The following is a 23,984-nucleotide window of genomic DNA, read 5'->3' as shown; positions in this document are numbered from 1 at the left end:
GGAATGGGCAGTGCGCGGCAGGCGCTCACTCCGCTTCCAATGTTTCAATGGTGACGGCGTCGTTGGTATAGATGCAGATCTCCGCGGCGATCTTCATGGCCCGCCGGGCAATCTCCTCCGGGTCGTGCTCGCTGTCCAGGAGGGCACGCGCCGCAGCCAACGCGAACTGGCCGCCGGAGCCGATGCCCATAAGACCGTATTCCGGCTCCAGCACGTCGCCATTGCCGGTCAGCACGAGGGTGACCTTCGGGTCGGCCACGATCATCATGGCTTCCAGGCGGCGCAGATAGCGGTCCGTGCGCCAGTCTTTGGCCATTTCGACGCAGGCGCGGGTCAGCTGGCCCGGGTGCTGCTCGAGCTTGCCTTCCAGCCGTTCGAACAGGGTCATGGCATCCGCAGTGGCCCCTGCGAAGCCGGCGATGACTTGGCCCTTGCCCAAGGGCCTGACCTTACGGGCATTGGACTTTATCACCGTATTTCCGAAACTCACCTGCCCGTCGCCGGCGATGACGACCTTGTTCCCCTTGCGGACCGTGAGGATGGTGGTTCCATGCCATTGCGGCATCTGCTCGCGCTCGTTCAACATAGCCCTCGTGAAATATCATACGGCGCCACATCTATGCAGTGAGCGCGCCAAATAAAAGATTGAAAAGCATGCGGCGCGATACGTGGCGATACCGCCCTTTGATCCAGGGCGTTCGCCTGATAAAAGACGCGCGCGGCGAGAATGCGCCCGCAGCGAGCCAACGGAGCCTCCGGTGCGCCAAGCGACCATAGAGCGGAAGACCAACGAAACGGCGATTTCGGTGACTGTCAATCTCGACGGCACCGGGCGGTTCTCCATTGCCACGGGCGTGGGCTTCCTCGACCATATGCTGGAGCAGCTCTCGCGCCATTCGCTGATCGACATGGACGTGAAGGCCAAAGGCGATCTTCACATCGATATGCATCATACGGTGGAGGATACCGGCATCGCGCTGGGGCAGGCTGTTGCCAAGGCGCTGGGCAACAAGGCCGGGATCTGCCGCTATGCCAGTATCGACCTGGCCATGGACGAGGCGCTCACGAGGGTGGCGCTCGATGTGTCCGGCCGTCCGTTCCTGGTGTGGAGGGTGACATTTCCCACGCAGAAGGTGGGGGATTTCGACACCGAGCTGTTTCGGGAGTGGTTCCAGGCCTTCGCGCAGAATGCCGGCATCACCACCCATGTGGAGAATTTCTACGGCGAGAACAGCCACCATATCGCCGAGACCTGCTTCAAGGCCCTGGCCCGCTCGCTGCGGGCGGCGATCGAGCCGGATCCGCGCAGCCAAGGCGCAGTACCGTCAACCAAAGGAACGCTGGGCGACAGCACCGGCTGATCCCTCAGGATCTCACCCATGTCGAGCAAGACCTATTCGGTCCACCATCGCAGCAGCGATCCCGCCATCATTCTCGCCGAGGCGGATCGCCTGGATTTCGTCAAGGAAGGCTTCTCCTGGCCGGCCTTCTTCGTGCCGTTCCTGTGGCTGATCTACAAGCGCATGTGGATCGTGCTGGCGCTGTTCATCGGGGTGAGTGTCTGTATCGGCCTCATTCCCTATGCGTGGCCGATCTCGGCCACGGTGCAGACGATCCTGGGGTTTGGCATCAACCTGGTCATGGGCCTGCAGGGCAACGATCTCCTGCGCTGGACCTTGGCGCGGCGCGGCAAGCGCGAGATCGCGGTGGTGGTCGGCGACAGGCTGGTGGCGGCAGAGCATCGGTTCTTCACCGCGCTCTGTGCCCAGGCTGGCCAAAAGGCGGGCCTGGCGCCATCCGCTGCGCGGGCACAGACAAGGCCGGCGGCCGGCCACGACTATTCCATTCTCCCCGAACCGGGACGCGTCTGATGAAGGTGGCAATCGTCGATTACGGCTCCGGCAATCTCCGTTCGGCCCATAAGGCGTTCGAGCGGGCGGCGCGGGAGCACGAGGTGGCGGCGGAGGTGGTGGTCACGGGCGATCCGCGGGAAGTTGCCGCGGCAGACCGGGTGGCGCTGCCGGGCGTCGGCGCCTTTGCCGATTGCCGCGCCGGCCTACTCGCCATCGATGGCATGTGGCAGACGCTGGACGAGGTGGTGCGGGTGAGGGCGCGGCCGTTCATCGGCATTTGCGTCGGCATGCAGCTGATGGCGGAACGCGGGCTCGAATATGGCACCTGGGAAGGCTTCGGCTGGATCTCGGGCGACGTGGCGCGCATCGAGCCCAAGGATCCAGGCTTGAAGGTGCCGCATATGGGCTGGAACACCCTGACGGAAATCAGGCCACATCCGATCCTGGAGGGGATCCCCCTGGGTCCGGATGGGCTGCACGCCTATTTCGTGCATTCCTATGAGCTCGCCGCGCGGGACAGGGGACAAGTGGTGGCCGAAACCGATTATGGCGGACCGGTCGTCGCGGTTGTGGCGCGCGACACGGTGTTCGGCACCCAGTTCCATCCAGAGAAGAGCCAGCGGCTGGGACTCAAGCTGATCGGCAATTTCCTCAGGTGGCGGCCATGATCCTGTTTCCGGCGATCGACCTGAAGGACGGCCAGTGCGTGCGCCTGCGGCGCGGCGAGATGGCCGACGCGACCGTCTATAACCACGATCCGGCGGCGCAGGCGGCCACGTTCGAGCGGCAAGGCTTCGAGTGGCTGCACGTTGTGGACCTGAACGGCGCCTTTGCGGGCCGCAGCGCCAATGGTGACGCGGTGGAGGCGATCATCCGGGCAGTGAAGCTGCCGGTGCAGCTCGGTGGCGGCATCCGCGACATGGCCGGTGTCGAGACCTGGCTTGGCAGGGGTGTGCGCCGGGTCATTCTCGGCACGGCGGCGGTGCGCAACCCCGCCCTGGTGCGGGAGGCGGCCAAGGCTTTCCCGGGCCAGGTGGCGGTGGGGATCGACGCGCGGGGCGGCCGGGTAGCGGTGGAAGGCTGGGCGGAAACCTCCGACCTCGAAGCGGTGGATCTGGCCCGCCGCATCGAGGATGCGGGCGTTGCGGCGATCATCTACACGGATATCGATCGTGACGGGGTGCTGAGCGGCCTCAACATTCCGGCGACGCTGGCACTGGCGCATGCGGTCTCGATCCCGGTGATCGCGTCAGGCGGCCTCGCCTCGATCGAGGATGTGAAGCGGCTGCTCGCGCCGGATTGCGCGGTGCTGGAAGGCGCGATTTCCGGCCGCGCGCTCTATGACGGCAGACTGGACGCGCGGGCGGCCCTGCAGCTGATTGCGGAGGCGAAGTCGGCCCATGCTTAAGGCCAGAGTCATTCCGTGCCTGGACGTCAAGGACGGGCGGGTCGTCAAGGGCGTGCAGTTCGTGGAGCTGCGAGATGCCGGCGATCCGGTGGAAGCGGCCCGTGCCTATGACGCCGCCGGTGCGGACGAGTTGTGCTTCCTCGACATCACCGCTTCTCACGAAAACCGCGGCATCATCTTCGACGTGGTGGCGAAGACGGCCGAGCACTGCTTCATGCCGCTGACCGTGGGCGGCGGCGTGCGCACGGTGGACGATATCCGCAAGCTGTTGCTGGCCGGGGCGGACAAGGTTTCGATCAACACGGCGGCGGTGAACGACCGGGCCTTCGTGGCCCGCGCGGCGGAGAAGTTCGGCAGCCAGTGCATCGTGGTGGCCATAGACGCGCGGCGTGTTTCAAACCATGGCGAGCCGGCGCGCTGGGAGATCTTCACCCATGGGGGCCGGAATGCCACCGGCATCGATGCGGTGGACTTTGCCCGGGAGGTGGTCTCGCTGGGGGCCGGGGAAATCCTGCTGACCTCCATGGATCGGGACGGCACCCAGTCGGGCTTCGATCTGGCACTGACCCGCGCGGTGGCCGATGCGGTGAGCGTGCCGGTGATCGCCTCAGGCGGGGTCGGCAATCTCGATCATCTGGTCGAGGGGGTCACCCAGGGGCACGCCAGCGCGGTGCTTGCCGCCTCCATCTTCCATTTCGGCACCTACACGATCGGAGAAGCCAAGCAGCATATGGCGCGGGCCGGTATTCCCATGCGCCTTGCCTGACCCGTCCGATTGGAGCGGTGACAAGGGCTGATGATCCTGATAAGCCACCGCCGTTGTGAGCAGGACTCTTTTCGGAATGACGACCGCCACTTCCCACAAGCTCGACGTCTTGGCGCGTCTTATAGGCACGGTTCATGAGCGCCGCTTGGCGAGCGCGGACAGCTCCTATACGGCACAGCTGGTGGCCAAGGGCGTGCCGGCTTGCGCGAAGAAGCTGGGAGAGGAAGCGGTCGAGGTGGTGATTGCCGCGGCATCCGGAGACCGGGGCGCGGTGGTGAGCGAGACGGCCGATCTGCTGTATCATCTGACGGTGCTGCTCGAGGCGGCGGACGTCCCGGTCGCCGAGGTGATGACCGAGCTCGAGCGGCGAGAGGGCACCAGCGGCATCGTCGAGAAGGCGAGGCGCTCGTGACATGAACGGACGCGCGCTCGAATATTCGCCCTATCTCGTGTTCTCGCGAGACGAATGGGCAAAGTTGAGGGCCGACACGCCCTTGACCCTCACCGAGACCGAAGTCTACGAGCTGCGCGGCCTTAACGAGCGGATGCAGATCGACGAAGTGGTCGCGATTTATCTGCCGTTGGCGCGGCTGTTGAACCTCTATGTGGAGCGAACCTACGATCTGTTCCGCGCCACTCAGAGGTTCCTGGGCCGCAACGGCAGCAAGGTACCGTTCATCATCGGGCTGGCTGGCAGCGTGGCCGTGGGCAAAAGCACCACCGGCCGTATTCTCCAGGCCCTGCTCAGCCGTTCGCCGAACTCACCGAATGTGGCGCTGGTGCCGACCGATGGCTTCCTGTTCCCGAACGCGGTGCTGGAGCGGGAAGGGCTCATGACCCGCAAGGGCTTTCCGGAAAGCTACGACGTCACCAGGCTGTTGCGCTTCCTGTCGGACATCAAGTCCGGCAAGCGCGAGGTGAAGGCGCCGGTCTATTCGCATCTGTTCTATGATGTGCTGGATTCGGATGCTCTGGTGATCGACCAGCCCGACGTGCTCATCGTGGAGGGGCTGAACGTGCTGCAGCCCGCCAAGCTGCCCAGGGATGGCAAGGCCATCCCCTTCGTGTCGGACTTCTTCGATTTCTCGATCTACCTCGATGCGGACGAGACACTGCTGGAGCAGTGGTACATCGAGCGCTTCTTCCGCCTGCGCGAGACGGCATTCCGCGATCCGCGGTCCTATTTCCATCGCTATGCCAAGCTCAGCGACCAGGAAACACGGAAAGTGGCCCTGAAGCTGTGGAACACGATCAACCTGGCAAATCTGCGCGAGAATATCTTGCCGACTCGGCAGCGGGCCGACCTCATTCTCACCAAAGGTGCCGACCACAGCATCCACGAGGTGCAGCTGCGGCGGCTATAAGGGGCAGGATCACTGGAAATCCAGGGCCAAGAGCGCAATGCTCGCGGGGGTCAAAACGCCCGGCGCGACTTGATCGCCGCGGCCAGCGTACCATCGTCGAGGTAATCGAGCTCGCCGCCCACCGGCACCCCGTGGGCGAGCCTTGAGACGGTGACGTCGAGGCCGCGCAGCCGCTCGGTGATGTAATAGGCCGTGGTCTGGCCATCCACCGTCGCATTCACGGCGAGGATGACCTCCTTCACGCCCGGTTCGGCGCAGCGATGGATGAGCTGCTCGATCGACAGCTCCTCCGGTCCGATACCCTCGATCGCCGACATGACACCGCCGAGGACATGATAGAGCCCGTTGTTGGCGCCGGCGCGCTCCAGGGCCCAGAGATCGCTTACCTCTTCGACCACGCAGATGACGGAGCGGTCCCGGCGGTGGTCCTGGCAGATCGCACAGGGGTCGGTCGTGTCGATATTGCCGCAAGCCGAGCAGACGGTTACGCTGCGGCGCACATCCTCGATCGCCGCGGCGAGGGGGTCGAGCAGACGGGCCCGGTTCTTGATCAGATGCAGCACCGCACGGCGGGCCGAGCGCGGTCCGAGGCCGGGCAGCTTTGACAGAAGCTGAATCAGCCCCTCGAGCTCCGGGCCGCCGATGCGTCTGGTCATATGGGATCAGAAGCCGAAATTGAGCCCCGGCGGCAGCGGAAGACCTCCGGTCAGCTGCTTCATCTCTTCCGCCAGAGCGCTTTCCATCTTCTGCCGCGCATCCGCATGGGCGGCGACGATCAGGTCCTCAAGGATCTCACGATCGTCCGTGAGCAGGGTCGGGTCGATGGAGATGCCCTTCATGGCGCCCTTGCCGTTGAGGGTGACGCTGACCAGCCCCGCTCCGGCGGTGCCGACCACGTCCAGTTCCTCCAGCCGGGCCTGCATCTCCTGCATCCGCGCCTGCATCTCCTGCATCTGCTTCATCATGTCGCCGAGATTCTTCATGGCCCCTCCATGTTTCCGTCCATCGTCTCGTCATCGGCCATATCGGGGGCGGCGACGGCATCCTCCTGGACGCTGAGATCTCTCACGTCCACGATTTCCGCTCCGGGAAACCGCTCGAGCAAAGCCTGCACGACCGGCCGGCCACGCGCCTCGTTGAACAGAGTGTCGCGTTTCAGCCGGTCTTGTTCGGCCAGAGGCCGCTCGCCGGCATCCCTGGACACGGACACTACCCAACGCTCGCCCGTCCATTGCTCGAGCTTGCGCGAGAGTTCGTTGGTGAGACCCGGGGGGGCGCCGGGCTCGAGCCCGATCTCGACCTGATTGCCGCCAACCCGCACCGGGCGCACATAGCTCTCCAGCTGGCTCTTCAGCTTGATGTCCCGGCGCTCGCCGGCGAGCCGCACGACATCGCGGAAGTGCGAGAGGGATGACCCGCCGGCCGCCGCTGGCGGCACCGCCGGCACGAGCGCAGGCGCAGCGGCAGCCATCGTCTCCCGTATCCGTCCGGTTGATGCGGTCGGGCTGACCGGCGCCTCGGCGCGCATTGCCCCTCCGGACGAAGGCCGCCGCATGGGCGTAACCGCATCGGCGCCCGCGCTTACACCGGCTCCGGGCGCGCCCCGATGCTCCGGCGAAGAGGACGCCTCGGTACCTTCCCGCTCAAGCACCTCGCGCACGGTCGGCAGGTCGGCCGCATAAGCCATGCGGATGACGACCATTTCCGCCGCCGCCAAACTATGCGCGGCCTGATTCACTTCCTCGATGCCCTTGAGCAACATCTGCCAGGCGCGGGTCAGCACCGCCATGGACAGGCGCTCCGCCAGGCTGATGCCGCGCACGCGCTCCACCTCGGCGCGAGCCGGGTCCTTGGCCGCATCAGGCACCACCTTGAGGCGGGTGATCCAGTGGGTGAGCTCGGCGAGATCGGTTAGAATGGTCACCGGCTCGGCGCCGAAATCATAGAGCTGCTTGAGCTGGGCGAGGGCTGCGGCCGCATCGCCCTGCATCAGCGCCTCGAACAGGTCTATGGTGCGCCCGCGGTCTGCGAGGCCGAGCATGGCCCGCACTGCCTCCGCCCGCACCACGTCGCCCCCATAGGCGATCGCCTGGTCCAGCAACGAAAGGCCATCGCGCACCGAACCTTCGGATGCACGTGCGATCAGCGCCAGCGCCTCGTCCTCGGCGCTCACGCCTTCGTTTCCCGCCACGTTGCGGAAATGCTGGAGCAACAGCTCGCTGTCCAGCCGCTTGAGATCGAAGCGCTGGCAGCGGGACAGCACGGTGACCGGCACCTTGCGCACTTCGGTGGTGGCAAAGATGAACTTCACATGCTCCGGCGGCTCTTCCAGCGTCTTGAGCAGCGCATTGAACGCCGCCTTGGAGAGCATGTGCACTTCGTCGATGATATAGACCTTGTAGCGTGCATCGATCGGCCGGTAGCGAACCCCTTCGATCAGCTCGCGAATGTCGTCCACGCCGGTGCGGGAGGCGGCGTCCATCTCGATCACATCCGGATGGCGGGATTCGAGAATGGCCGCGCAATGGATACCAAGCGAAGGCAGACGGACCGTGGGTTTGGCGGATTCGGAATAATTGAGCGCCCGCGCAATCAGCCTGGCCGTCGTGGTCTTGCCGATGCCGCGCACACCGGTGAGCATGTAGGCCTGGGCGATGCGGCCGCTGGCAAACGCGTTCTCCAGCGTCTGCACCATGGCATCCTGGCCGATGAGATGCTCGAATGTGGTGGGGCGGTACTTGCGGGCAAGCACGCGATAGGCCGGGGCGCCGATCTCGGGCGCCCTCCGGCTCGCTTGCTCGGCCGCAAGCGGCGCACCGATGTCCTGCTGTTCACTCAAGTCCCGGCGTTCCGTACCCGAAGTTGCGCTTTCGGCGTCGGCCAATGATCCGGCAACAGCCAAAGGAGGCGAGAGGCTGAACGAGCGACCCGTGCCGGATTCGTTAGGGCTGCTTCCTTCCGGACCTGACCCGGTTGGCGAGCGGCACGCCCGCCGCCAGCCTCTCTAGCCGACTATATCAGCATTCCGAGCCCAACAGGCAAGTGCGATACCACAACGCACCGCTCATTCCTCTGGATAACCTGACAATACGCGCCCGCACGAGATCACCACGCGCCCGCACGAGATCACCGCTTGACGTCACCGGGCAAAGCCTGCCCTCGTAGGGCTGTTTTGAACACCCTCCCCATCCGGCAGATCCCTTATGTTTGCAGAAGACAGCCTCGCCTTCACCGTCAACGCCCTCGACCGCATGGCGCCCCGGCGCACCGATGCCGGCTGGCTGGCCCAGCAGATGGACCTGCCCCAGGCTCGCCATCTCGGGTTTATCGGTGAGCGCGCCCTCTTGGTCCTCAACCCGCTGGGTGGCTTGGCGCTCTACTCATTGCCCCCCAGCCTCGTGCGTGAGCCGGTCTTTCTCGGCAGTGAGGGTGAGGAAAAGCCGATCTTCGCGAGTCTGTTGCCCGACGACCAGGATCTCGCCATGTTCGGCGAGGAGGTGAAGGCCATAGACCTGCGCAGTCTGGCCATGCAGAGCGTGCTGCCACCACCGATGCTGGGTGTTCTGGCTCAGGCCCGAACGCTCCTCCACTGGCATTCCACTCACCGGTTCTGCTCCCGTTGCGGAGCGCCTTCCGAGATGCGCGACGGCGGCTATCGGCGCCACTGCCCGGCCTGCGCCGCTGATCATTTTCCGCGCACCGACCCGGTCTCCATCATGCTGGTCACCATGGGCGACCGCTGCCTCCTCGGCCGGCAGGCGCGGTTTGCCCCGGGCATGTACTCCGCGCTTGCCGGCTTCATCGAGCCCGGCGAGACGATCGAGGAAGCGGCCCGGCGCGAGGTGTTCGAAGAAGCGGGCATACGCGTGGGCGAGGTGCGCTATCACTCCAGCCAGCCCTGGCCCTTCCCAGCCAATCTGATGATCGGTGTCCTAGCGGAAGGGCTGAGCGAAACCATAACCATTGATCGTACGGAACTGGAGGACGCCCGCTGGTTTACCCGGGAGGAAGTGCGGGCGATGCTCGCGGGCAGGCATCCGGCCGGCTTGATCGTCCCGGCACCGTTCGCTATCGCCAACCGGTTGTTGCGCAGCTTCATCGGCGCGTGATCCACGTGCCGCGGCGCACCACAGAACCGCGTACCGTATAGCAGCGTCTTGCGGTAAGCTGGCGGCGATGCACGGGCAAGCCGGACAAGGAGGTGGCGACATGCGATTTTCCGGTCGGACGACGAACAGGCGGCGCATCCTGTGCGTCTTTCCACACTATACCCCCTCATTCGGGACGTTCCAGCATGCCTATAAGCTGATCGCGGGTGTGAAGGCGTTCATGCCGCCGCAAGGCCTTCTCGTCATCGCCGCCTATCTGCCGGACACGTGGGAGGTGCGCTTCGTCGACGAAAACATCGCGCCCGCGACGCCTGAAGATTTCTCCTGGGCGGATGCCGTTTTCGTCAGCGGCATGCATATTCAGGCCGCCCAGATCAGGGACATCGGCCGGCGCGCTCATGAATACGGAAAAGTCGCGGTGCTCGGCGGCCCCTCGGTATCCGGAGCACCGGAGATGTACCCGGACTTCGATTATCTCCATGTGGGTGAGCTGGGCGATGCGACCGACCGGCTGATCGCGCTGCTCGATGAAAGCGCGGCGCGGCCTGCCGAGCAGGTGCGGCTCGAGACCGCCGAGCGACGCGCGCTGCACGATTTTCCAATACCGGCCTATGACCGTATCAATCTCGGCCGCTATCTCATCGGCAGCCTGCAATTCTCGAGCGGCTGCCCCTATCGCTGCGAGTTTTGCGACATCCCGGCGCTCTATGGTCGGCAGCCGCGGCTCAAGACGCCGGAGCAACTCACCGCCGAGCTGGACAAGATGCTGGCCCAGCGGTTCCGGCCCGCCACCGTCTATTTCGTCGACGACAATTTCATCGGCAATCGCAAGGCCACCAAGGAGATGCTGCCGCATCTCGTCGCCTGGCAGAAGAAGCACGGCTATCCCCTGAACTTCGCCTGCGAGGCAACCCTCAACATCGCCAAGCAGCCGGAGATCCTCGCGATGATGCGCGAGGCCGGCTTCATCACCGTGTTCGTCGGCATCGAGACGCCGGAGGTGGCGGCGCTCAAGGGCATCCGCAAGGATCACAACAACGCGGTGCCCATGTATGAGGCGATCAGGATCATCAATTCCTATGGCCTCGAGATCACGTCCGGCATCATACTCGGGCTCGACACCGACACGGACGAGACCGAGCGGGCGCTCACAGACTTTATCGATGCCTCGAACGTACCGGTCTTGACCATCAACTTGCTGCAGGCCCTGCCCAAGACGCCGTTATGGGACCGGCTGGAGCGCGAGGGCCGGCTGGTGCATGACACCAGCCTCGAATCGAATGTTCGCTTCCTGCGCCCGTATCATGAGGTGGTCCAGTCCTGGCGGCGCTGCATTGATTACGCCTATACGCCCGAGCGGCTGTTCAGCCGCTTCAAGCATCAGGTGGATGCGACCTATGTCCACCGAATCAAGACGCCGGCCCGGGGCAAGCTTTCCGTGGCCAACCTCGTGCGCGGGCTCTATATGGCCTGGGGCACCTTGCTTCACCTCGGCATCCGTCCCAAATATCGCGGCGCGTTTTGGCGCGCGGCCTGGCACGCCCTGAAGCGCGGACAAGTGGATGTGGTCTTCGGCATGGCTTTCGTGGCCCACCACCTGATCAGCTTCACCCGCGAGGCGCTAGAAGGCGAGCAGAATGCCTCCTTCTACTCGGCCCAGATCAAAGGTCCGAGCAAGCGCATGGCAGCGTGAATTGCAATCACTATATTTGAGCCGTTGTTGTTAAGAGGTTTGGTTTGATGAGCATCACCAACAGCACCGAGCGTCAGATCCTCATTGAGACGCGCGTCGCCAATGAGGGGCCGAGCATCGTTGCCGCTTATGTACTGTGGTTCTTCCTGTGGTTCGTCTCAGGGCACCGGTTCTATCTTGGCCGGCCCGGCACCGCGATCCTGCAGATCCTCAGCTACTTCGTGGTCATCGGCTTCGTCTGGTGGCTGATCGATGCCTTCCTCATTCCCGGCATGATCCGCGAGAAGCAGGAGGAACTTCGCCGCCGCCTGGCAGGACAGGTCAGCATCGCTGCATCCTAAAGCTTGTCACAACCTGAGGTTATTTCCTCCGGAACCAAAGGGCTTTCGTGGCGTTGACGCGCCGGCGTGGGATACCTAAATTGGTATGACGCTTGGGGCATTGCAACGAAATGCTGAGCGGCCAACAGGGCCGATGGAAGATGGACCACCGCCTTTTGGGATTGGCTGATCTCGATAAGCGTTCCCGCGAAATTTTCCGGCAGCTGGTCGAAACCTATCTGTCCACCGGTGAACCGGTGGGATCTCGCACGATTTCCCAGATGCTGCCGATCAACCTGTCGCCGGCCTCTGTCCGCAATGTCATGTCGGACCTGGAGGCGATCGGCCTGATCAGCTCCCCTCACACCAGCGCCGGCCGCATGCCCACCGAGCTGGGTCTGCGCTTTTTCGTCGACGCCCTGCTGGAGGTCGGCAACATCAATGAGGAGGAGCGCACCCAGATCGAGCAGCGGGTGGCGAGCCACAATCGCCAGCGGATCGACGAGGTGCTGACCGCGGCAACCAATATGCTGTCGGGCTTGAGCCAATGCGCCGGGGTGCTGCTGGCGCCCAAGATCAACATGCGGCTCAAGCATATTGAGTTCGTCAAGCTCGATACCCAGCGCGCCCTGGTGATCCTGGTGGGCGAGGACGGCACGGTCGAGAACCGCGTCATGACCATTCCGGCTGGCCTGCCTCCATCGGTGCTGATGTCCGCCACGAACTATCTCAGCACCCGTTTCATCGGCAAGACGCTCGCGGAGATGCAGAAGTCGATGAAGACCGAGGTGCAGCGGCTGCGCGAGGAAATCGACGAGCTCACCGCGACGGTGGTCGAGCAAGGGATCGCGAGCTGGAGCAACGACGACCCCGAGGAAGAAAAGACGCTGATCGTGCGTGGGCGGGCCAACCTGCTCGATGACAAGGATACCTTGCAGGATCTGGAGCGCATCCGAAGCCTGCTCGATGACCTCGAGACCAAGCGCGACTTGATCCGCCTGCTCGGCCTGGCGGAAGAAGGTGAAGGGGTGCGCATCTTTATCGGCTCCGAGAACAAGCTGTTCTCGCTTTCGGGCTCGTCCATCATCATCGCGCCCTATCGCGATGCGGAGGAGCGGGTGGTGGGTGTGCTCGGCGTGATCGGGCCCACGCGCCTCAATTATGCCCGCATCATCCCCATGGTGGACTACACCGCGAAGGTGGTAAGCCGGCTGTTGTCTTGATTTTTCGCGTTTGACGGTCGATATCGGACAGGCATCGGCAGAGGCCTGGCCCTGCCGAAGCTGAGCGTGAAGGATCGATGATGACTGCAAACACAAAGACCACTCCCTCGCCAGACGAGCAGAACGATCAGCCCACGGTCGATGCCTCCGCCCAGGCTGCCGAAGCCCCCGAAGCGCAATCCGAAGAGCTCAGTCCCGAGACCATGGCGGCCGCGATCCAAGCCCTCCAGGCCGAGAACGACAGCCTGAAGGACAAGCTCCTCCGTGCCATAGCCGACCAGGAGAACCTGCGGCGCCGCACGGACCGCGAGAAGGCGGAGGCCGTGCAATATGCCAATACATCCTTCGCCCGCGATCTCCTGAACGTCATCGACAATTTCGGCCGGGCGCTCGCGTCCGCCCCGGATAAAGACGATCCGTCACTGGACGAGCCGGTGAAGAACCTCGTCGTGGGCGTGGAGATGACCGAGCGCGAGATGCTCAACGTCTTCGAACGCCATGGCATCCGCCGTTTCGACCCGTTGGGCGAGCGCTTCGACCCGAACTTCCACCAGGCCATGTTCGAGGTCGAGGACGAGAGCCAGCCCGCCGGCATGGTCGTGCAGGTGATGCAGACGGGCTATCGCATCGGCGACCGGGTTTTGCGCCCGGCTCTCGTCGGTGTTTCGAAGGGCGGGCCCAAGCCCCAGGCATCCGCATGATGCCCGCCCCCGAACCAGCATTTTCTGGAGGGCTCTGCGCCTTGCAGCCCCGGAATGAGGCGCATATATACACGCCAGCTTCCAGGTCGAAACATTTCGCGTTCGAGTTGGAGGAGGCCGGCGATCCGCGAGCCAGCAACTTCTCCGGATTAACAGGTGCTTGCCAGAAGGCCTCAGAGCCGGCCTGCCGCAAAGGAGGTAGAAAGAATGGCTAAAGTGATTGGTATTGACCTCGGCACGACGAATTCCTGCGTGGCCATCATGGAAGGTCAGTCACCACGGGTCATCGAGAATGCAGAAGGTGCGCGCACCACGCCGTCGATCGTGGCTTTCGCCGATGATGGGGAAGTCCTCGTCGGGCAGCCGGCGAAGCGCCAGGCGGTGACCAACCCTGAAAACACGTTCTTCGCGATCAAGCGCCTGATTGGCCGCCGATTCGGGGATGCAGAGGTAGAGAAGGCCAAGGGCCTCGTACCTTATCATATCGTAAAGGCCGACAATGGCGATGCCTGGGTCGAGGCCCGCGGCAAGAAATATGCCCCCTCGCAGATCTCGGCTTACGTCCTTCAGAAGATGAAGGAAACCGCCGAGCGCCATCTGGGCGAGAAGGTCGAGCAGGCGGTGATCACCGTTCCCGCCTATTTCAATGACAGTCAGCGCCAGGCCACTAAGGATGCCGGCAAGATCGCCGGGCTCGAGGTGCTGCGCATCATCAACGAGCCGACGGCGGCTGCCCTGGCCTATGGCCTGGACAAGAAGCAGAGCGGTGTGATCGCCGTCTATGACCTGGGCGGCGGCACCTTCGACATCTCGATCCTCGAGATCGGCGACGGCGTGTTCGAGGTGAAGTCGACCAACGGCGACACCTTCCTCGGCGGCGAGGATTTCGACATGCGCCTGGTCGATTACCTCGCGGACGAATTCAAGAAGGAGAACGGCATCGATCTGCGCAAGGACAAGCTCGCGCTGCAGCGCCTCAAGGAGGCTGCGGAGAAGGCGAAGATCGAGCTGTCGTCCACCACGCAGACCGAGATCAATCTGCCCTTCATCACCGCCGATCAGACCGGCCCCAAGCATCTGACCATGAAGCTGACCCGCGCCAAGCTCGAGGCGCTGGTCGATGATCTGATCCAACGGACCATCGCGCCGTGCAAAGCGGCGTTGAAGGATGCCGGCATCAGTGCGGGCGAGATCCAGGAGGTGATCCTGGTGGGCGGCATGACGCGCATGCCCAAAGTGATCGAGACGGTGAAGACCTTCTTCGGCAAGGAGCCGCACAAGGGGGTCAACCCGGATGAGGTGGTGGCGATCGGCGCGGCCATCCAGGCCGGCGTGCTGCAGGGGGACGTAAAGGACGTGCTCCTGCTCGACGTGACCCCGCTGTCGCTCGGCATCGAAACACTGGGCGGCGTGTTCACCCGGCTGATCGACCGCAACACCACCATCCCGACCAAGAAGTCGCAGGTGTTCTCGACCGCCGACGACAACCAGACCGCGGTCACCATCCGCGTGTTCCAGGGCGAGCGCGAGATCGCGGCCCACAACAAGCTGCTGGGTCAGTTCGATCTGGTCGGCATCCCGCCCGCGCCGCGTGGCGTGCCGCAGATCGAGGTCACCTTCGATATCGACGCGAACGGCATCGTGAATGTCTCCGCCAAGGACAAGGCGACCGGCAAGGAGCAGGCGATTCGCATCCAGGCTTCGGGCGGCCTGTCCGATAGCGAGATCGAGACAATGATCAAGGATGCCGAGACCCATGCGGCCGAGGACAAGCAGCGTCGTGCTCTGGTCGAGGCCCGCAACCACGCGGAGGGTCTGATCCATCAGACCGAGAAGACACTGACCGAGTTCGGGGACAAGGTCAGCCAGGCCGACAAGAGCACGATCGAGCAGGCCATCGCCGATCTGCGCTCGAGCCTTGAAGGCGAGGACGTGGCCGCGATCCAGGCCAAGACGCAGACGCTGACCGAAGCCGCCATGAAGCTGGGCGAGGCCATGTACCGCCAGCAGCAGGCTGGCGGCGCGGCTGGCGCGGAGGCTGGACCCTCCTCCTCGGGTCGCCCTGACGACAATGTCGTTGACGCCGACTTCGAGGAAGTGCAGGACGAGAACAAGCGGTCGACCGGTTCCTGATCGCTGCGCACGAGGGCTGACCATGACGGAGACGGGCCGCCCGGTCGGCGGCAGCGGGTAGACACGCAAGAGGACCTCGCCCCGAGCGGCAAGACGTCGAACGGGGCGGGGTCTTTTGCGTGGGCATCGGATGTGAGCGATGGCGAAGCGCGACTATTATGAAATCCTGGGCGTTAGCCGGAGCGCCGGCGAAACCGAATTGAAGGCCGCCTATCGTCGGCTGGCCAAGCAGTACCACCCGGATGCCAACCCCGGGAATGCAGAGGCCGAGCATCGCTTCAAGGAGATCAACGAGGCTTATGAAGCCCTGAAGGACCCGCAGAAGCGCGCGGCCTATGACCAGTTCGGGCATGCGGCCTTCGAGCATGGCGGGTTTGCCCGCAGCGGCGCCGGCTTCGGGCCCGATTTCTCCTCGACCATGTCGGACATGTTCGAGGACCTGTTCGGCGAGTTCATGGGCACGCGCCGCGGCACTGGCCGGCGGCAGAGCTCCGCGACCCGCGGGGCCGATCTCCGCTACAACATGGAGATCACCCTGGAAGACGCCTATCTGGGCAAGACGGCCCAGATCCGCGTGCCGACCAGCGTCACCTGCGAGGTGTGCGACGGCTCCGGCGCCAAGGCCGGAACATCGCCCAAGGTCTGCCCGGTCTGCGCCGGCGCCGGACGGGTGCGCGCCACCCAGGGCTTCTTCACGGTCGAACGTACCTGCATGACATGCCAGGGGCGCGGCGAAGTGATCGCCGACCCATGCCGGAGCTGCGGCGGCAGCGGCCGGGTGAGCCGCGAGCGCACCCTGTCTGTTAACATTCCGGCCGGCGTCGAGGACGGCACCAGGATAAGGATCGCCGGCGAGGGAGAAGCGGGACTGCGCGGCGGCCCGCCGGGCGACCTCTACATCTTCCTGTCAATCAAGCCGCACCAGTTCTTCCAGCGAGACGGCGCCGACCTGTTCTCCCGCGTGCCCATTTCGCTGACCACCGCCGCATTGGGCGGGGAAATCGAGGTGCCGACCCTCGACGGCAAGAAGGCACGGCTGCGCATTCCCGAAGGCACGCAGACCGGCAAGCAGTTCCGGCTCAAGGCCAAGGGCATGCCGGTGCTGCGCTCGCACCAGTATGGCGATATGTATATCCAGGTGGCGGTCGAGACGCCGGTTAACCTGTCACGGCGCCAGCGTGAGCTGCTCGAGGAATTCGAGCGTGAGTCGCACAACAGGAACAGCCCGGAATCCGAGGGCTTCTTCGCCAAGGCCAAGGCCTTCTGGGAAGGCTTTGCCGCCGACTAGAGCTGTTTCCATGGGTCATGGGGGTAAGCCGGGCGCCCATGCCGGGGGGTCACAGCTGCGCGTAGCGGGCTATGGCCGAACGCTCGATAGCGGCGCAGGTGAGCTTATCGAGCTCCAGCGTATCGCGCAGGATCTGCAAGAGCCGGATCTCTTCCTTCGGCAGCTTCATGTCCGCCGCCGCAACTTCAACTGCGAGCGCATAGGCGGTTTCGCGCAGGCGCTCCGGCAACGCCTGCTTCACCAGGGCCAACAGGGTGCGCAGCCCCGCCTCGCCGTCGGCGCTCAGCAACTCGCCTGCTTCCTGGGCGGTCAGCACCAGGCGATCGGGGTCGAAGTCCCGGAATACGGGCAGGCGTTTCACGATCGTGCCAATGCGCTTCAGCTCTGCGTCGCCCATCCTGTTGTCGACGGCAGACATGGTGACCATGACATAGATCAGCGCCTGATGCGGGCCGACGGTACTCATGCACACTCCCAAATCGGTTCACGCGGGCCGCACAGTAGAAGTTGACGACGGTTTCAGCAAGGGCGCTCGGCAAGAAAGGTCTGGACCGTCTCGATCGCGTCCACCAGACCGGTGCGCTTCACCGGCACGCCTTCCGGAAAGGCGGTGAGAAAGCGTGAGGCGAGGCGTGGGTCGAGCACCACGAACACGCCGCGATCATCCGCCCGGCGAATCAGCCGGCCGAAGGCTTGCCTGAGGCGCAGGCGCACGATCATTTCCTGATAGATGTTGCCGCCGAAGGCAGCACGCCGCGCCCGCTCCAGGATCGAGGGCTGCGGCCAAGGCACGCGCTCCAGCACGATCAGCCGCAAGGCCTCGCCCGGAACGTCCACCCCGTCGCGCACCGCGTCGGTTCCGAGCAGGCAGCTGTTCTGCTCGGCGCGAAACAGGTCGACCAAAGTGCCGGTATCCACCGGGTCCACGTGCTGGGCATAGAGCGACAGGCCGTTGCGGCTCAGCGGGGCGATGATGCGCCGATAAGTCTCACGCAGGCGGGAAATGGCGGTGAACAGACCGAGAGCACCGCCGCCCGCGGCGAGGAACAGCTCGCGATAGGCGGCGGCCACCTGGTCCGGATCCTCGCGGTTGACGTCATTGACGATCACGATCCGCGCCTGGTTCGGATAGTCGTAGGGGCTGTGATGCACCGAGCGCATGGCGGGATAGGGCAGGTGATTGACCCCGGTGCGCATCTCGGCGCTGGCCCAGTCATCCGGGGCCTCGGGCAGCCGGTCGCGCAGGGTGGCCGAGGTGATCACCGCGCCGTCGACCGTCTCCAGCACCAGCTTGGCCAGCGGAACGGTGGGGTCGATCCAGTGGCGATACATGCCCACGTCTGCCTCCTGGCCGAAGCTTTGCTCGATGGCGAACCATTCGGCGAAGCCCTCGGGCTCCTCCCGGCTGAGGCGGTCGAGCATGTCGATCCAGGCATTCAGGGTAAGCTCCGCCCGGCGTCTGAGGCCGCGGGCCACCGATTCGATGCGCGCCCGCTCGGCGGTCTCGAGCTTGGCGGCGTCGTCATCGAGACGGGCCATGAGGCTCTTCGCCAGCGCCTGCATGGGCGCCGCCAGCTCCTGGAGCGCGGCAGCCAATGCATCCGCCGCCTCCGCCAGGCCGGGGAGGGGAGGCCGGCAGCCTGTCTCCAGGGCATAGCGCGCTGCGGTTTCGGAGCGGGCAAGCACCTGCTCACGGATGATCATCAGGAAGCGCTCGGCCGGACCCTCCGGCATCCCGGCCTGCACCCGCCTCTGCCAGCCAGGGCCGGGCAGATTGTTGGCGGCGTTCATGACCGCCTGCAGCATGGCCTCGGTCTGATCATCCTCCTGCGCGGCGCCGGCGAGGTCGCCAATGCGGTCGATCAGGCTGCGCCCGCGCCGGCCGCGGGTCTCGCCGCCACGAATCCAGCGGCGCAGTTCAGCCGCTTCAATCGCCGTCAGGTGGGCGGCGAAGGCGTTGTCGGCAGCGTCGAACAGGTGGTGGCCTTCGTCCAGAATCAGTCGGCGAATCGCCCCGGCCGCGGTCTGCTCGTCCGTCGTCTGCGCAGGGCCGAGCAGCTGGTCCTGGGCGGCTTGGGCCATGACCAGGGCATGGTTGCCGATGACGATGTCCGCCTTGCGGGCCGCCCGGGTCGCCTTCTCGACGAAGCACTTCCGATAATGGGGGCAGGCGGTGTAGATGCATTCGCCGCGCCGGTCGGTGAGACCGAGATTAGCCGGTGAGGGCGCGCGCTCGCCCGTGGTGCCGCCATCGGCGAACAGCGACATGAGCCAGGCCGGGAAATCGCCGCCGATCATGTCGCCGTCGCGGCTGACCTTCACCCAGCGCACGATGAGCACCGCCAGCAGATTGCCGCGGGGATTGCCGCTCATCTGCGCGATACGCTCCTGTAGATTCAGAAGGCACAGGTAGTTTTCGCGGCCCTTGCGGATGACCACCTTGCGGCGGCGCTCTTCTGGGCTGGGAAAGACCTTCTGGGTTTCCTGCTCCAGCTGCCGCTGCAGGTTCTTGGTGTAGGTCGAGATCCATACGGTGCCGCTGTTGCGGCGCGCCCATAGGGCGGCGGGGGCGAGATAGCCAAGGGTCTTGCCCAGCCCGGTGCCTGCCTCGGCCAGCAGGATGTGGTTCTCGTGCCGGCTGGTGCGTGGGGCGAAAGCCTGGGAGACCTTCACGCTATAGTCGCGCTGGGCGGTGCGCGTCTCCGAGCCGTTGCCCAGGATGCGCGCGAGCTCCCGCTCCACATCCTCTGGCGGAATGGCCTTGGTGTCCGGCTGGGGGCGCGGTCCCTCGTCCTCCCACTCCGCCAGCCGATCCCACACATTGAGACCTGTGAGGAAGGGGGAGATATCCTGATTGCCGCTACCTTCCTCGATGGCCTGGATCACCAGCGGCGCCCATGGCCAGCGGCTGCGCGCCAGAAATTGGGCCTGTTCCAGCATCTCGCGTGCGGATTGCTGGCGCGCCTCGGCGGCGAGGTGGGCAAGCAGGCACCGGGCACATTCGCGCAGCAGAGCCGTGGGGCAAGCCGCGCCGGGGTCCAGCCCCAAGGCGCGGGCGATGCCTGCGGGGGTGGGCAGGGCGAAACGGGCCGGGCAAACGAACGCGAACAGCTCGGCGACATCATAGTGCGCCTGCTCGCGCGCGGCACGTGCGGCCGTTCGCTCGGCGCGTGCCGCAATCTGGAGGCGATTGGCGAGGAATACCGCGTGACAAACCAGATGCGGCTCGGCAGCCAAGCAGGCAAGGCCGGCCTCCGCGTCGAGCTGTGCCGGCTGATCGAGAAGCTGGTCCTGGGCCGGCGAGACGAGCAGCTCCACGCCTTGCAGCGCGGCCGCCGGGAATGCGCTTACGGCATCCGGCGCATGCAGCTCCGCCTTGGTGTGCGATGAAAAGGCCATGTGGGCGCACTCTAGCCTATTCGCGCCCGACGTTCACCCGTCCGGTGGATTGGGAGGACTTCCTATGCGGTTGCATTATAATTGTTGCCTTATGCCTATGGGATGTGGTTCACGGGACGGAATTCCTGCCGCATCATAGGTCAGCCGATCCGTGATGTCCTGCAGAGGGAGCCGGGATCCTTCTGTGGACAGGCCGCCGGGGAAAGAAAGCCAGTGCCGCATGATACCGCTCTCATCGCCCTGATCGCCGTAAGCTGTTCGGCTTGGGTTTTGTGGCCGACCGGCTGCGGCTGCCACCCCTGGTGGGCTATCTTCTCGCCGGCATCATCATGGGGCCGTTCACGCCAGGCTTCGTAGCGGACAGCGCGCTGGCCGGACAGCTCGCGGAAATGGGCGTGATCCTGCTGATGTTCGGCGTGGGGCTGCATTTCTCCGCGGCCGACCTGATGGCGGTGCGCGGGATTGCCGTGCCCGGCGCGATCGGCCAGATCGTGATCGCCACGATCATGGGGGCGGCCCTGGCCATGTGGTGGGGCTGGAGCCTGGGTTCAGGGATATTGTTTGGCCTCTGTCTCTCGGTCGCCAGCACTGTCGTGCTGCTACGGGCTTTGGAAGAGCGCAATGCGGTGGCGACGCCGAACGGCCGCATCGCCGTGGGCTGGCTGATCGTCGAAGACCTCGCGATGGTGCTCGCGCTGGTGCTGCTGCCGGCCTTTGCGGAAATGATGGGTGGGCACGGGCTTTCCGGTGCTGATGCCGGCCATGGTCCCGGTGGCAGCGGGCTCGGCCTCGGCTTCGACTTGGCGCTGACGCTCGGCAAGGTCGCGGCTTTCGTTGCCCTTGCGATCCTGCTCGGGCCGAAGATCGTGCCCCGGCTCCTCCGCCAGGTGGCCCGCACGGGCTCGCGAGAGCTGTTCACGCTGTCGGTTCTCGCCCTGGCGCTGGGCATCGCCTATGGCTCGGCGGTGGTGTTCGGGGTCTCCTTCGCGCTCGGTGCTTTCTTCGCCGGCGTGGTCTTGAGCGAATCGCAGTTCAGCCACCGCGCCGCGGCCGACTCACTCCCGCTGCAGGATGCGTTCGCGGTGCTGTTCTTCGTATCCGTCGGCATGCTGTTCGATCCAACGATCCTCATGCGCGAGCCGATGAAGGTGCTGGCGGTGCTGGCACTCATCGTGGTGGGCAAGTCGTTGGCCGCGATCGCCGTGGTTCTGCTGCTACGCTTTCCGGTCAAGACTGCCCTGACGGTTTCGGCGAGCCTTGCCCAGATCGGCGAATTCTCGTTCATTCTGGCCGGACTCGGGGCCAGCTTGGGCCTGATGACGCCAGAGGCACGCGACCTGATCCTGGCGGGCGCTCTGCTGTCGATCATGCTGAACCCGCTCAGCTTTTCCGCCGCGTTGGCCTTGATCCGCCGCGAGGACCACCACCCGCATGCCTTCGGCGCGGCGCGGATGGCTGCGCTGGAGCAGGAGCTCGCGGCGGTGCGCAGGGCCAACGAGGCCCGCCAGATGGAGCGCGGGCTCGAGGCCCAGCAGATCGTGGAGAAATTCCCGATCTTCTCCATGCTGACGCCGGAGCAGCGGGAGGAGCTGCTAATGCTGTTCAGGCCGCGTTCGGCTAATCCGGGCGACCGCGTGATCCGCAAGGGCGACCGGGCGGACGCGATGTATTTCATCTCATCCGGCGTGGTGCAAGTGGACGTGAACGGTCGGGCGATCGAGCTGAAGGCCGGGGACTTCTTCGGTGAGATGGGGCTGTTGAGCGGCGACCGCCGCACTGCCGACGTGACCGCTGTCGACTACTGCCGCTTCCTCACCATGACAGCGCGGGATTTCCGGCAGTTCGTCGCTCGCCATCCGCAATTGCATGCGGCCTTCGCGGCGATGGCTGCGCAGAGACGGCGCATGAATGCGGGTCTGCCGGAAGTCGATCTGGCGGCCGGCGCCAACTGATCAGTCTGTTGACGACGGGCGGTTGGGCCCATAGGTTCCCGGCCAGTTTCAATCAACCGGGCGGGCCAGCCGGCTTTGCTGCCAGTCGTGCCGCCTCAAGAGACAGAATCCCGTGACCACCGATCCCGAACTCGTCCGTGAAGCGATGGCCAGCAAGGCCTGGCCGTTCGAAGAGGCCCGCAAGCTTTTGGAGCGCCTGGAGCGGACGGGCAAACGGGACGTGCTGTTCGAGACCGGCTACGGCCCCTCTGGCCTGCCCCATATCGGCACCTTCGGGGAGGTGGCGCGCACGACCATGGTGCGCCATGCCTTCTCGCTTATCTCCGACGTGCCGACGCGGCTCATCTGCTTTTCCGACGATATGGACGGGCTGCGCAAGATCCCCGACAATATTCCGAACCCGGACCTGATCCGGCCTTATCTCAACAAGCCGCTGACCAAGGTGCCCGATCCTTTCGGCAAGTTCGAGAGCTTCGGCCACCACAACAACGCCATGCTGCGCAGCTTTCTGGACCGTTTCGGCTTCAGTTATGAGTTCCGCAGCGCGACCGAATGCTACGCGTCGGGGCTGTTCGACAAGGCGCTGCTGCGGGTGCTCGAGCGCTATGACGAGGTGATGGCCATCATGCTGCCCTCCTTGGGCGAGGAGCGGCAGAAGACCTATTCGCCGTTCCTGCCGGTCTCGCCCCGGACCGGGGAAGTGCTGCAGGTGCCCATCGAGGAGCGGAAGCTGGATGCCGGCACCATCGTCTACCGGGAGCCCGGGACCGGCGAACTGGTCGAAGTTCCGGTGACCGGTGGTCATTGCAAGCTGCAATGGAAGGCGGACTGGGCGATGCGCTGGTATGCGCTGGGCGTCGATTACGAGATGTCGGGGAAGGACCTGATCGACTCGGTCAAGCTGTCCAGCCGGATCTGTCAGGCCCTCGGTGGCGAGCCGCCGGAAGGCTTCAATTACGAGCTGTTCCTGGACGAGAAGGGGCAGAAGATCTCGAAATCCAAGGGAAACGGCCTCACCATAGAGGAATGGCTGCGCTATGCGAGCCCGGAAAGCCTGCAGCTCTACATGTTCCAGGCGCCGCGCAAGGCCAAGCGGCTGTATTTCGACGTGATCCCGAAGGCGGTGGACGAGTATTTCACCTTCATCAGCAAGTTCGCGGAGCAGGACACCAAGGAAAAGCTTGCCAATCCCGTGTGGCACATCCATTCGGGTGAGCCGCCGAAGATTGAGATGCCGGTGAGCTTCTCATTGCTGCTCAATCTGGTGAGTGCGTCCAATGCCGAGGACAAGGAGGTGTTGTGGGGCTTCATCCGCCGCTATGCGCCGAACGCATCCCCGGCAACCCAGCCGGAGCTCGACCGGATGGCGGGCTATGCGATCCACTATTTCCATGATTTCGTGAGGCCGACCAAAGCCTATCGTGTTCCCACGGAAGCGGAGCGGCGGGCGCTGCTGGAGCTCAAATCCCGCCTGGAAGCGCTGGACGCGAGCGATAGGGCCAATGGCGAAACAATCCAAGACCTCGTCTATGATGTCGGCCGGCAGGCAGGGTTCGAGAACCTGCGCGACTGGTTCAAGACGCTGTACGAGGTGCTGCTCGGGCAGCCACAAGGACCGCGCTTCGGGTCCTTCGTGGCGCTCTATGGGGTGACGGAGACTTGCGCGCTCATCGACGACGCGCTCGACGGCAAGCTGCTGGCCAGCTGAACCCATGTCCAGCAATACGCGAACGGTCCGCCGGGCGCGCCTGCCCAGCGGACCGGTCACCCGCAGA

22 protein-coding genes and 1 other RNA gene are annotated in these 23,984 nt (G+C 64.8%); 16 read left to right on the top strand and 7 right to left on the bottom strand.

All coding sequences use genetic code 11. From position 1 onward, the window contains the following. Positions 1-25: 25 nt before the first annotated feature. Complete coding sequence (hslV, locus tag E4P09_RS04740) at positions 26-586, bottom strand: ATP-dependent protease subunit HslV (protein ID WP_428977687.1); 561 nt, start codon at positions 584-586, stop codon at positions 26-28. A gap of 172 nt (positions 587-758) precedes the next feature. Between hslV and hisB the strand changes: the two genes are divergently transcribed. From hisB to coaA, 7 genes are all read left to right on the top strand, one after another. Then, entirely contained in the window at positions 759-1,361 is a 603-nt protein-coding gene (hisB, locus tag E4P09_RS04735; protein ID WP_137388392.1) for an imidazoleglycerol-phosphate dehydratase HisB, read from the top strand. 18 nt (positions 1,362-1,379) lie between these two features. Next, positions 1,380-1,871, top strand: a complete 492-nt coding sequence (locus E4P09_RS04730) for a DUF2628 domain-containing protein (RefSeq protein WP_137388391.1) — start codon at positions 1,380-1,382, stop codon at positions 1,869-1,871. Further along, complete coding sequence (hisH, locus tag E4P09_RS04725; protein WP_137388390.1) at positions 1,871-2,521, top strand: imidazole glycerol phosphate synthase subunit HisH; 651 nt, start codon at positions 1,871-1,873, stop codon at positions 2,519-2,521. The genes E4P09_RS04730 and hisH overlap by 1 nt, the downstream gene beginning before the upstream one ends. Then, on the top strand, positions 2,518-3,261 hold the full coding sequence (gene hisA, locus E4P09_RS04720) for a 1-(5-phosphoribosyl)-5-[(5-phosphoribosylamino)methylideneamino]imidazole-4-carboxamide isomerase (RefSeq protein ID WP_137388389.1): 744 nt from the start codon (positions 2,518-2,520) through the stop codon (positions 3,259-3,261). Before hisH ends, hisA begins: the two co-directional genes overlap by 4 nt. Then, on the top strand, positions 3,254-4,027 hold the full coding sequence (gene hisF / locus E4P09_RS04715; RefSeq protein ID WP_137388388.1) for an imidazole glycerol phosphate synthase subunit HisF: 774 nt from the start codon (positions 3,254-3,256) through the stop codon (positions 4,025-4,027). The genes hisA and hisF overlap by 8 nt, the downstream gene beginning before the upstream one ends. Positions 4,028-4,103: 76 nt before the next feature. After that, positions 4,104-4,439 carry a phosphoribosyl-ATP diphosphatase gene (locus E4P09_RS04710; protein WP_137388387.1) on the top strand — a complete coding sequence of 112 codons (336 nt, stop codon included), beginning with the start codon at positions 4,104-4,106 and terminating at the stop codon, positions 4,437-4,439. A 1-nt stretch (position 4,440) separates the two neighbouring features. Further along, a complete protein-coding gene (gene coaA / locus E4P09_RS04705) occupies positions 4,441-5,391 on the top strand; it encodes a type I pantothenate kinase (protein ID WP_137388386.1) in 951 nt (316 codons plus the stop codon). A gap of 50 nt (positions 5,392-5,441) precedes the next feature. Here coaA and recR read toward each other — a convergent pair whose 3' ends face one another. The 4 genes from recR to ffs all read right to left on the bottom strand — a co-directional run bounded on the left by recR (position 5,442) and on the right by ffs (position 8,395). Continuing rightward, positions 5,442-6,047: a recombination mediator RecR gene (gene recR, locus E4P09_RS04700; RefSeq protein ID WP_137388385.1), complete on the bottom strand. Its 606-nt coding sequence runs from the start codon at positions 6,045-6,047 to the stop codon at positions 5,442-5,444. 6 nt (positions 6,048-6,053) lie between these two features. Next, entirely contained in the window at positions 6,054-6,374 is a 321-nt protein-coding gene (locus tag E4P09_RS04695; RefSeq protein ID WP_137388384.1) for a YbaB/EbfC family nucleoid-associated protein, read from the bottom strand. After that, positions 6,371-8,230, bottom strand: a complete 1,860-nt coding sequence (locus E4P09_RS04690; RefSeq protein ID WP_239025024.1) for a DNA polymerase III subunit gamma/tau — start codon at positions 8,228-8,230, stop codon at positions 6,371-6,373. The genes E4P09_RS04695 and E4P09_RS04690 overlap by 4 nt, the downstream gene beginning before the upstream one ends. Before the next feature lie 68 nt (positions 8,231-8,298). Further along, positions 8,299-8,395, bottom strand: an RNA gene (ffs, locus tag E4P09_RS04685) — signal recognition particle sRNA small type. Positions 8,396-8,594: 199 nt separating this feature from the next. Between ffs and nudC the strand changes: the two genes are divergently transcribed. The 7 genes from nudC (at position 8,595) to dnaJ (ending at position 16,858) form a co-directional block, all read left to right on the top strand. Next, positions 8,595-9,500 (top strand): NAD(+) diphosphatase, encoded by a 906-nt coding sequence (gene nudC / locus E4P09_RS04680; protein WP_137388382.1) that lies wholly within the window; start codon positions 8,595-8,597, stop codon positions 9,498-9,500. Between the two features lie 100 nt (positions 9,501-9,600). Then, positions 9,601-11,193 (top strand): B12-binding domain-containing radical SAM protein, encoded by a 1,593-nt coding sequence (locus tag E4P09_RS04675; protein ID WP_137388381.1) that lies wholly within the window; start codon positions 9,601-9,603, stop codon positions 11,191-11,193. A 47-nt stretch (positions 11,194-11,240) separates the two neighbouring features. Next, positions 11,241-11,534, top strand: coding sequence for a TM2 domain-containing protein (locus E4P09_RS04670; protein WP_137388380.1), 294 nt, complete (start codon positions 11,241-11,243; stop codon positions 11,532-11,534). 140 nt (positions 11,535-11,674) lie between these two features. Continuing rightward, positions 11,675-12,736, top strand: coding sequence for a heat-inducible transcriptional repressor HrcA (gene hrcA / locus E4P09_RS04665; protein ID WP_137388379.1), 1,062 nt, complete (start codon positions 11,675-11,677; stop codon positions 12,734-12,736). 80 nt (positions 12,737-12,816) lie between these two features. Further along, positions 12,817-13,437, top strand: coding sequence for a nucleotide exchange factor GrpE (gene grpE, locus E4P09_RS04660; RefSeq protein WP_205042011.1), 621 nt, complete (start codon positions 12,817-12,819; stop codon positions 13,435-13,437). Between the two features lie 207 nt (positions 13,438-13,644). Further along, entirely contained in the window at positions 13,645-15,570 is a 1,926-nt protein-coding gene (gene dnaK, locus E4P09_RS04655; RefSeq protein WP_137388377.1) for a molecular chaperone DnaK, read from the top strand. A gap of 139 nt (positions 15,571-15,709) precedes the next feature. Next, positions 15,710-16,858, top strand: a complete 1,149-nt coding sequence (gene dnaJ / locus E4P09_RS04650) for a molecular chaperone DnaJ (protein ID WP_137388376.1) — start codon at positions 15,710-15,712, stop codon at positions 16,856-16,858. A 49-nt stretch (positions 16,859-16,907) separates the two neighbouring features. On the opposite strand, the gene E4P09_RS04645 is transcribed toward dnaJ, so the two are convergent. Both E4P09_RS04645 and E4P09_RS04640 read right to left on the bottom strand, forming a co-directional pair. Next, a complete protein-coding gene (locus tag E4P09_RS04645; protein ID WP_137388375.1) occupies positions 16,908-17,324 on the bottom strand; it encodes a tellurite resistance TerB family protein in 417 nt (138 codons plus the stop codon). Positions 17,325-17,377: 53 nt separating this feature from the next. Beyond that, positions 17,378-20,257 (bottom strand): ATP-dependent DNA helicase, encoded by a 2,880-nt coding sequence (locus E4P09_RS04640; RefSeq protein ID WP_137388374.1) that lies wholly within the window; start codon positions 20,255-20,257, stop codon positions 17,378-17,380. A 263-nt stretch (positions 20,258-20,520) separates the two neighbouring features. Here E4P09_RS04640 and E4P09_RS04635 point away from each other — a divergent pair, with 263 nt between their 5' ends. Further along, positions 20,521-22,209 carry a cation:proton antiporter domain-containing protein gene (locus tag E4P09_RS04635; protein ID WP_487392611.1) on the top strand — a complete coding sequence of 563 codons (1,689 nt, stop codon included), beginning with the start codon at positions 20,521-20,523 and terminating at the stop codon, positions 22,207-22,209. A 145-nt stretch (positions 22,210-22,354) separates the two neighbouring features. After that, a complete protein-coding gene (locus E4P09_RS04630) occupies positions 22,355-23,917 on the top strand; it encodes a lysine--tRNA ligase (RefSeq protein ID WP_137389238.1) in 1,563 nt (520 codons plus the stop codon). The last annotated feature ends 67 nt before the right edge of the window (positions 23,918-23,984 follow it).

This window comes from Rhodoligotrophos defluvii, from assembly GCF_005281615.1.
Classification (GTDB): domain Bacteria; phylum Pseudomonadota; class Alphaproteobacteria; order Rhizobiales; family Im1; genus Rhodoligotrophos; species Rhodoligotrophos defluvii.
The sequence above is the reverse complement of the archived record's forward strand: the minus strand, read 5'-3'. Positions and strand labels throughout refer to the sequence as shown.

Bases quoted from the DNA above. Each gene is read 5' to 3' on its own strand.
- hisF (WP_137388388.1), top strand. From the start codon at position 3,254: ATGCTTAAGGCCAGAGTCATTCCGTGCCTGGACGTCAAGGACGGGCGG.
- dnaJ (WP_137388376.1), top strand. From the start codon at position 15,710: ATGGCGAAGCGCGACTATTATGAAATCCTGGGCGTTAGCCGGAGCGCC.
- hisH (WP_137388390.1), top strand. From the start codon at position 1,871: ATGAAGGTGGCAATCGTCGATTACGGCTCCGGCAATCTCCGTTCGGCC.
- coaA (WP_137388386.1), top strand. From the start codon at position 4,441: ATGAACGGACGCGCGCTCGAATATTCGCCCTATCTCGTGTTCTCGCGA.
- E4P09_RS04640 (WP_137388374.1), bottom strand. From the start codon at position 20,257: ATGGCCTTTTCATCGCACACCAAGGCGGAGCTGCATGCGCCGGATGCC.
- nudC (WP_137388382.1), top strand. From the start codon at position 8,595: ATGTTTGCAGAAGACAGCCTCGCCTTCACCGTCAACGCCCTCGACCGC.
- E4P09_RS04730 (WP_137388391.1), top strand. From the start codon at position 1,380: ATGTCGAGCAAGACCTATTCGGTCCACCATCGCAGCAGCGATCCCGCC.
- hslV (WP_428977687.1), bottom strand. From the start codon at position 586: ATGTTGAACGAGCGCGAGCAGATGCCGCAATGGCATGGAACCACCATC.
- hisA (WP_137388389.1), top strand. From the start codon at position 2,518: ATGATCCTGTTTCCGGCGATCGACCTGAAGGACGGCCAGTGCGTGCGC.
- E4P09_RS04675 (WP_137388381.1), top strand. From the start codon at position 9,601: ATGCGATTTTCCGGTCGGACGACGAACAGGCGGCGCATCCTGTGCGTC.
- E4P09_RS04630 (WP_137389238.1), top strand. From the start codon at position 22,355: ATGGCCAGCAAGGCCTGGCCGTTCGAAGAGGCCCGCAAGCTTTTGGAG.
- E4P09_RS04695 (WP_137388384.1), bottom strand. From the start codon at position 6,374: ATGAAGAATCTCGGCGACATGATGAAGCAGATGCAGGAGATGCAGGCG.
- E4P09_RS04670 (WP_137388380.1), top strand. From the start codon at position 11,241: ATGAGCATCACCAACAGCACCGAGCGTCAGATCCTCATTGAGACGCGC.
- hrcA (WP_137388379.1), top strand. From the start codon at position 11,675: ATGGACCACCGCCTTTTGGGATTGGCTGATCTCGATAAGCGTTCCCGC.
- E4P09_RS04710 (WP_137388387.1), top strand. From the start codon at position 4,104: ATGACGACCGCCACTTCCCACAAGCTCGACGTCTTGGCGCGTCTTATA.
- dnaK (WP_137388377.1), top strand. From the start codon at position 13,645: ATGGCTAAAGTGATTGGTATTGACCTCGGCACGACGAATTCCTGCGTG.
- grpE (WP_205042011.1), top strand. From the start codon at position 12,817: ATGACTGCAAACACAAAGACCACTCCCTCGCCAGACGAGCAGAACGAT.
- E4P09_RS04645 (WP_137388375.1), bottom strand. From the start codon at position 17,324: ATGAGTACCGTCGGCCCGCATCAGGCGCTGATCTATGTCATGGTCACC.
- recR (WP_137388385.1), bottom strand. From the start codon at position 6,047: ATGACCAGACGCATCGGCGGCCCGGAGCTCGAGGGGCTGATTCAGCTT.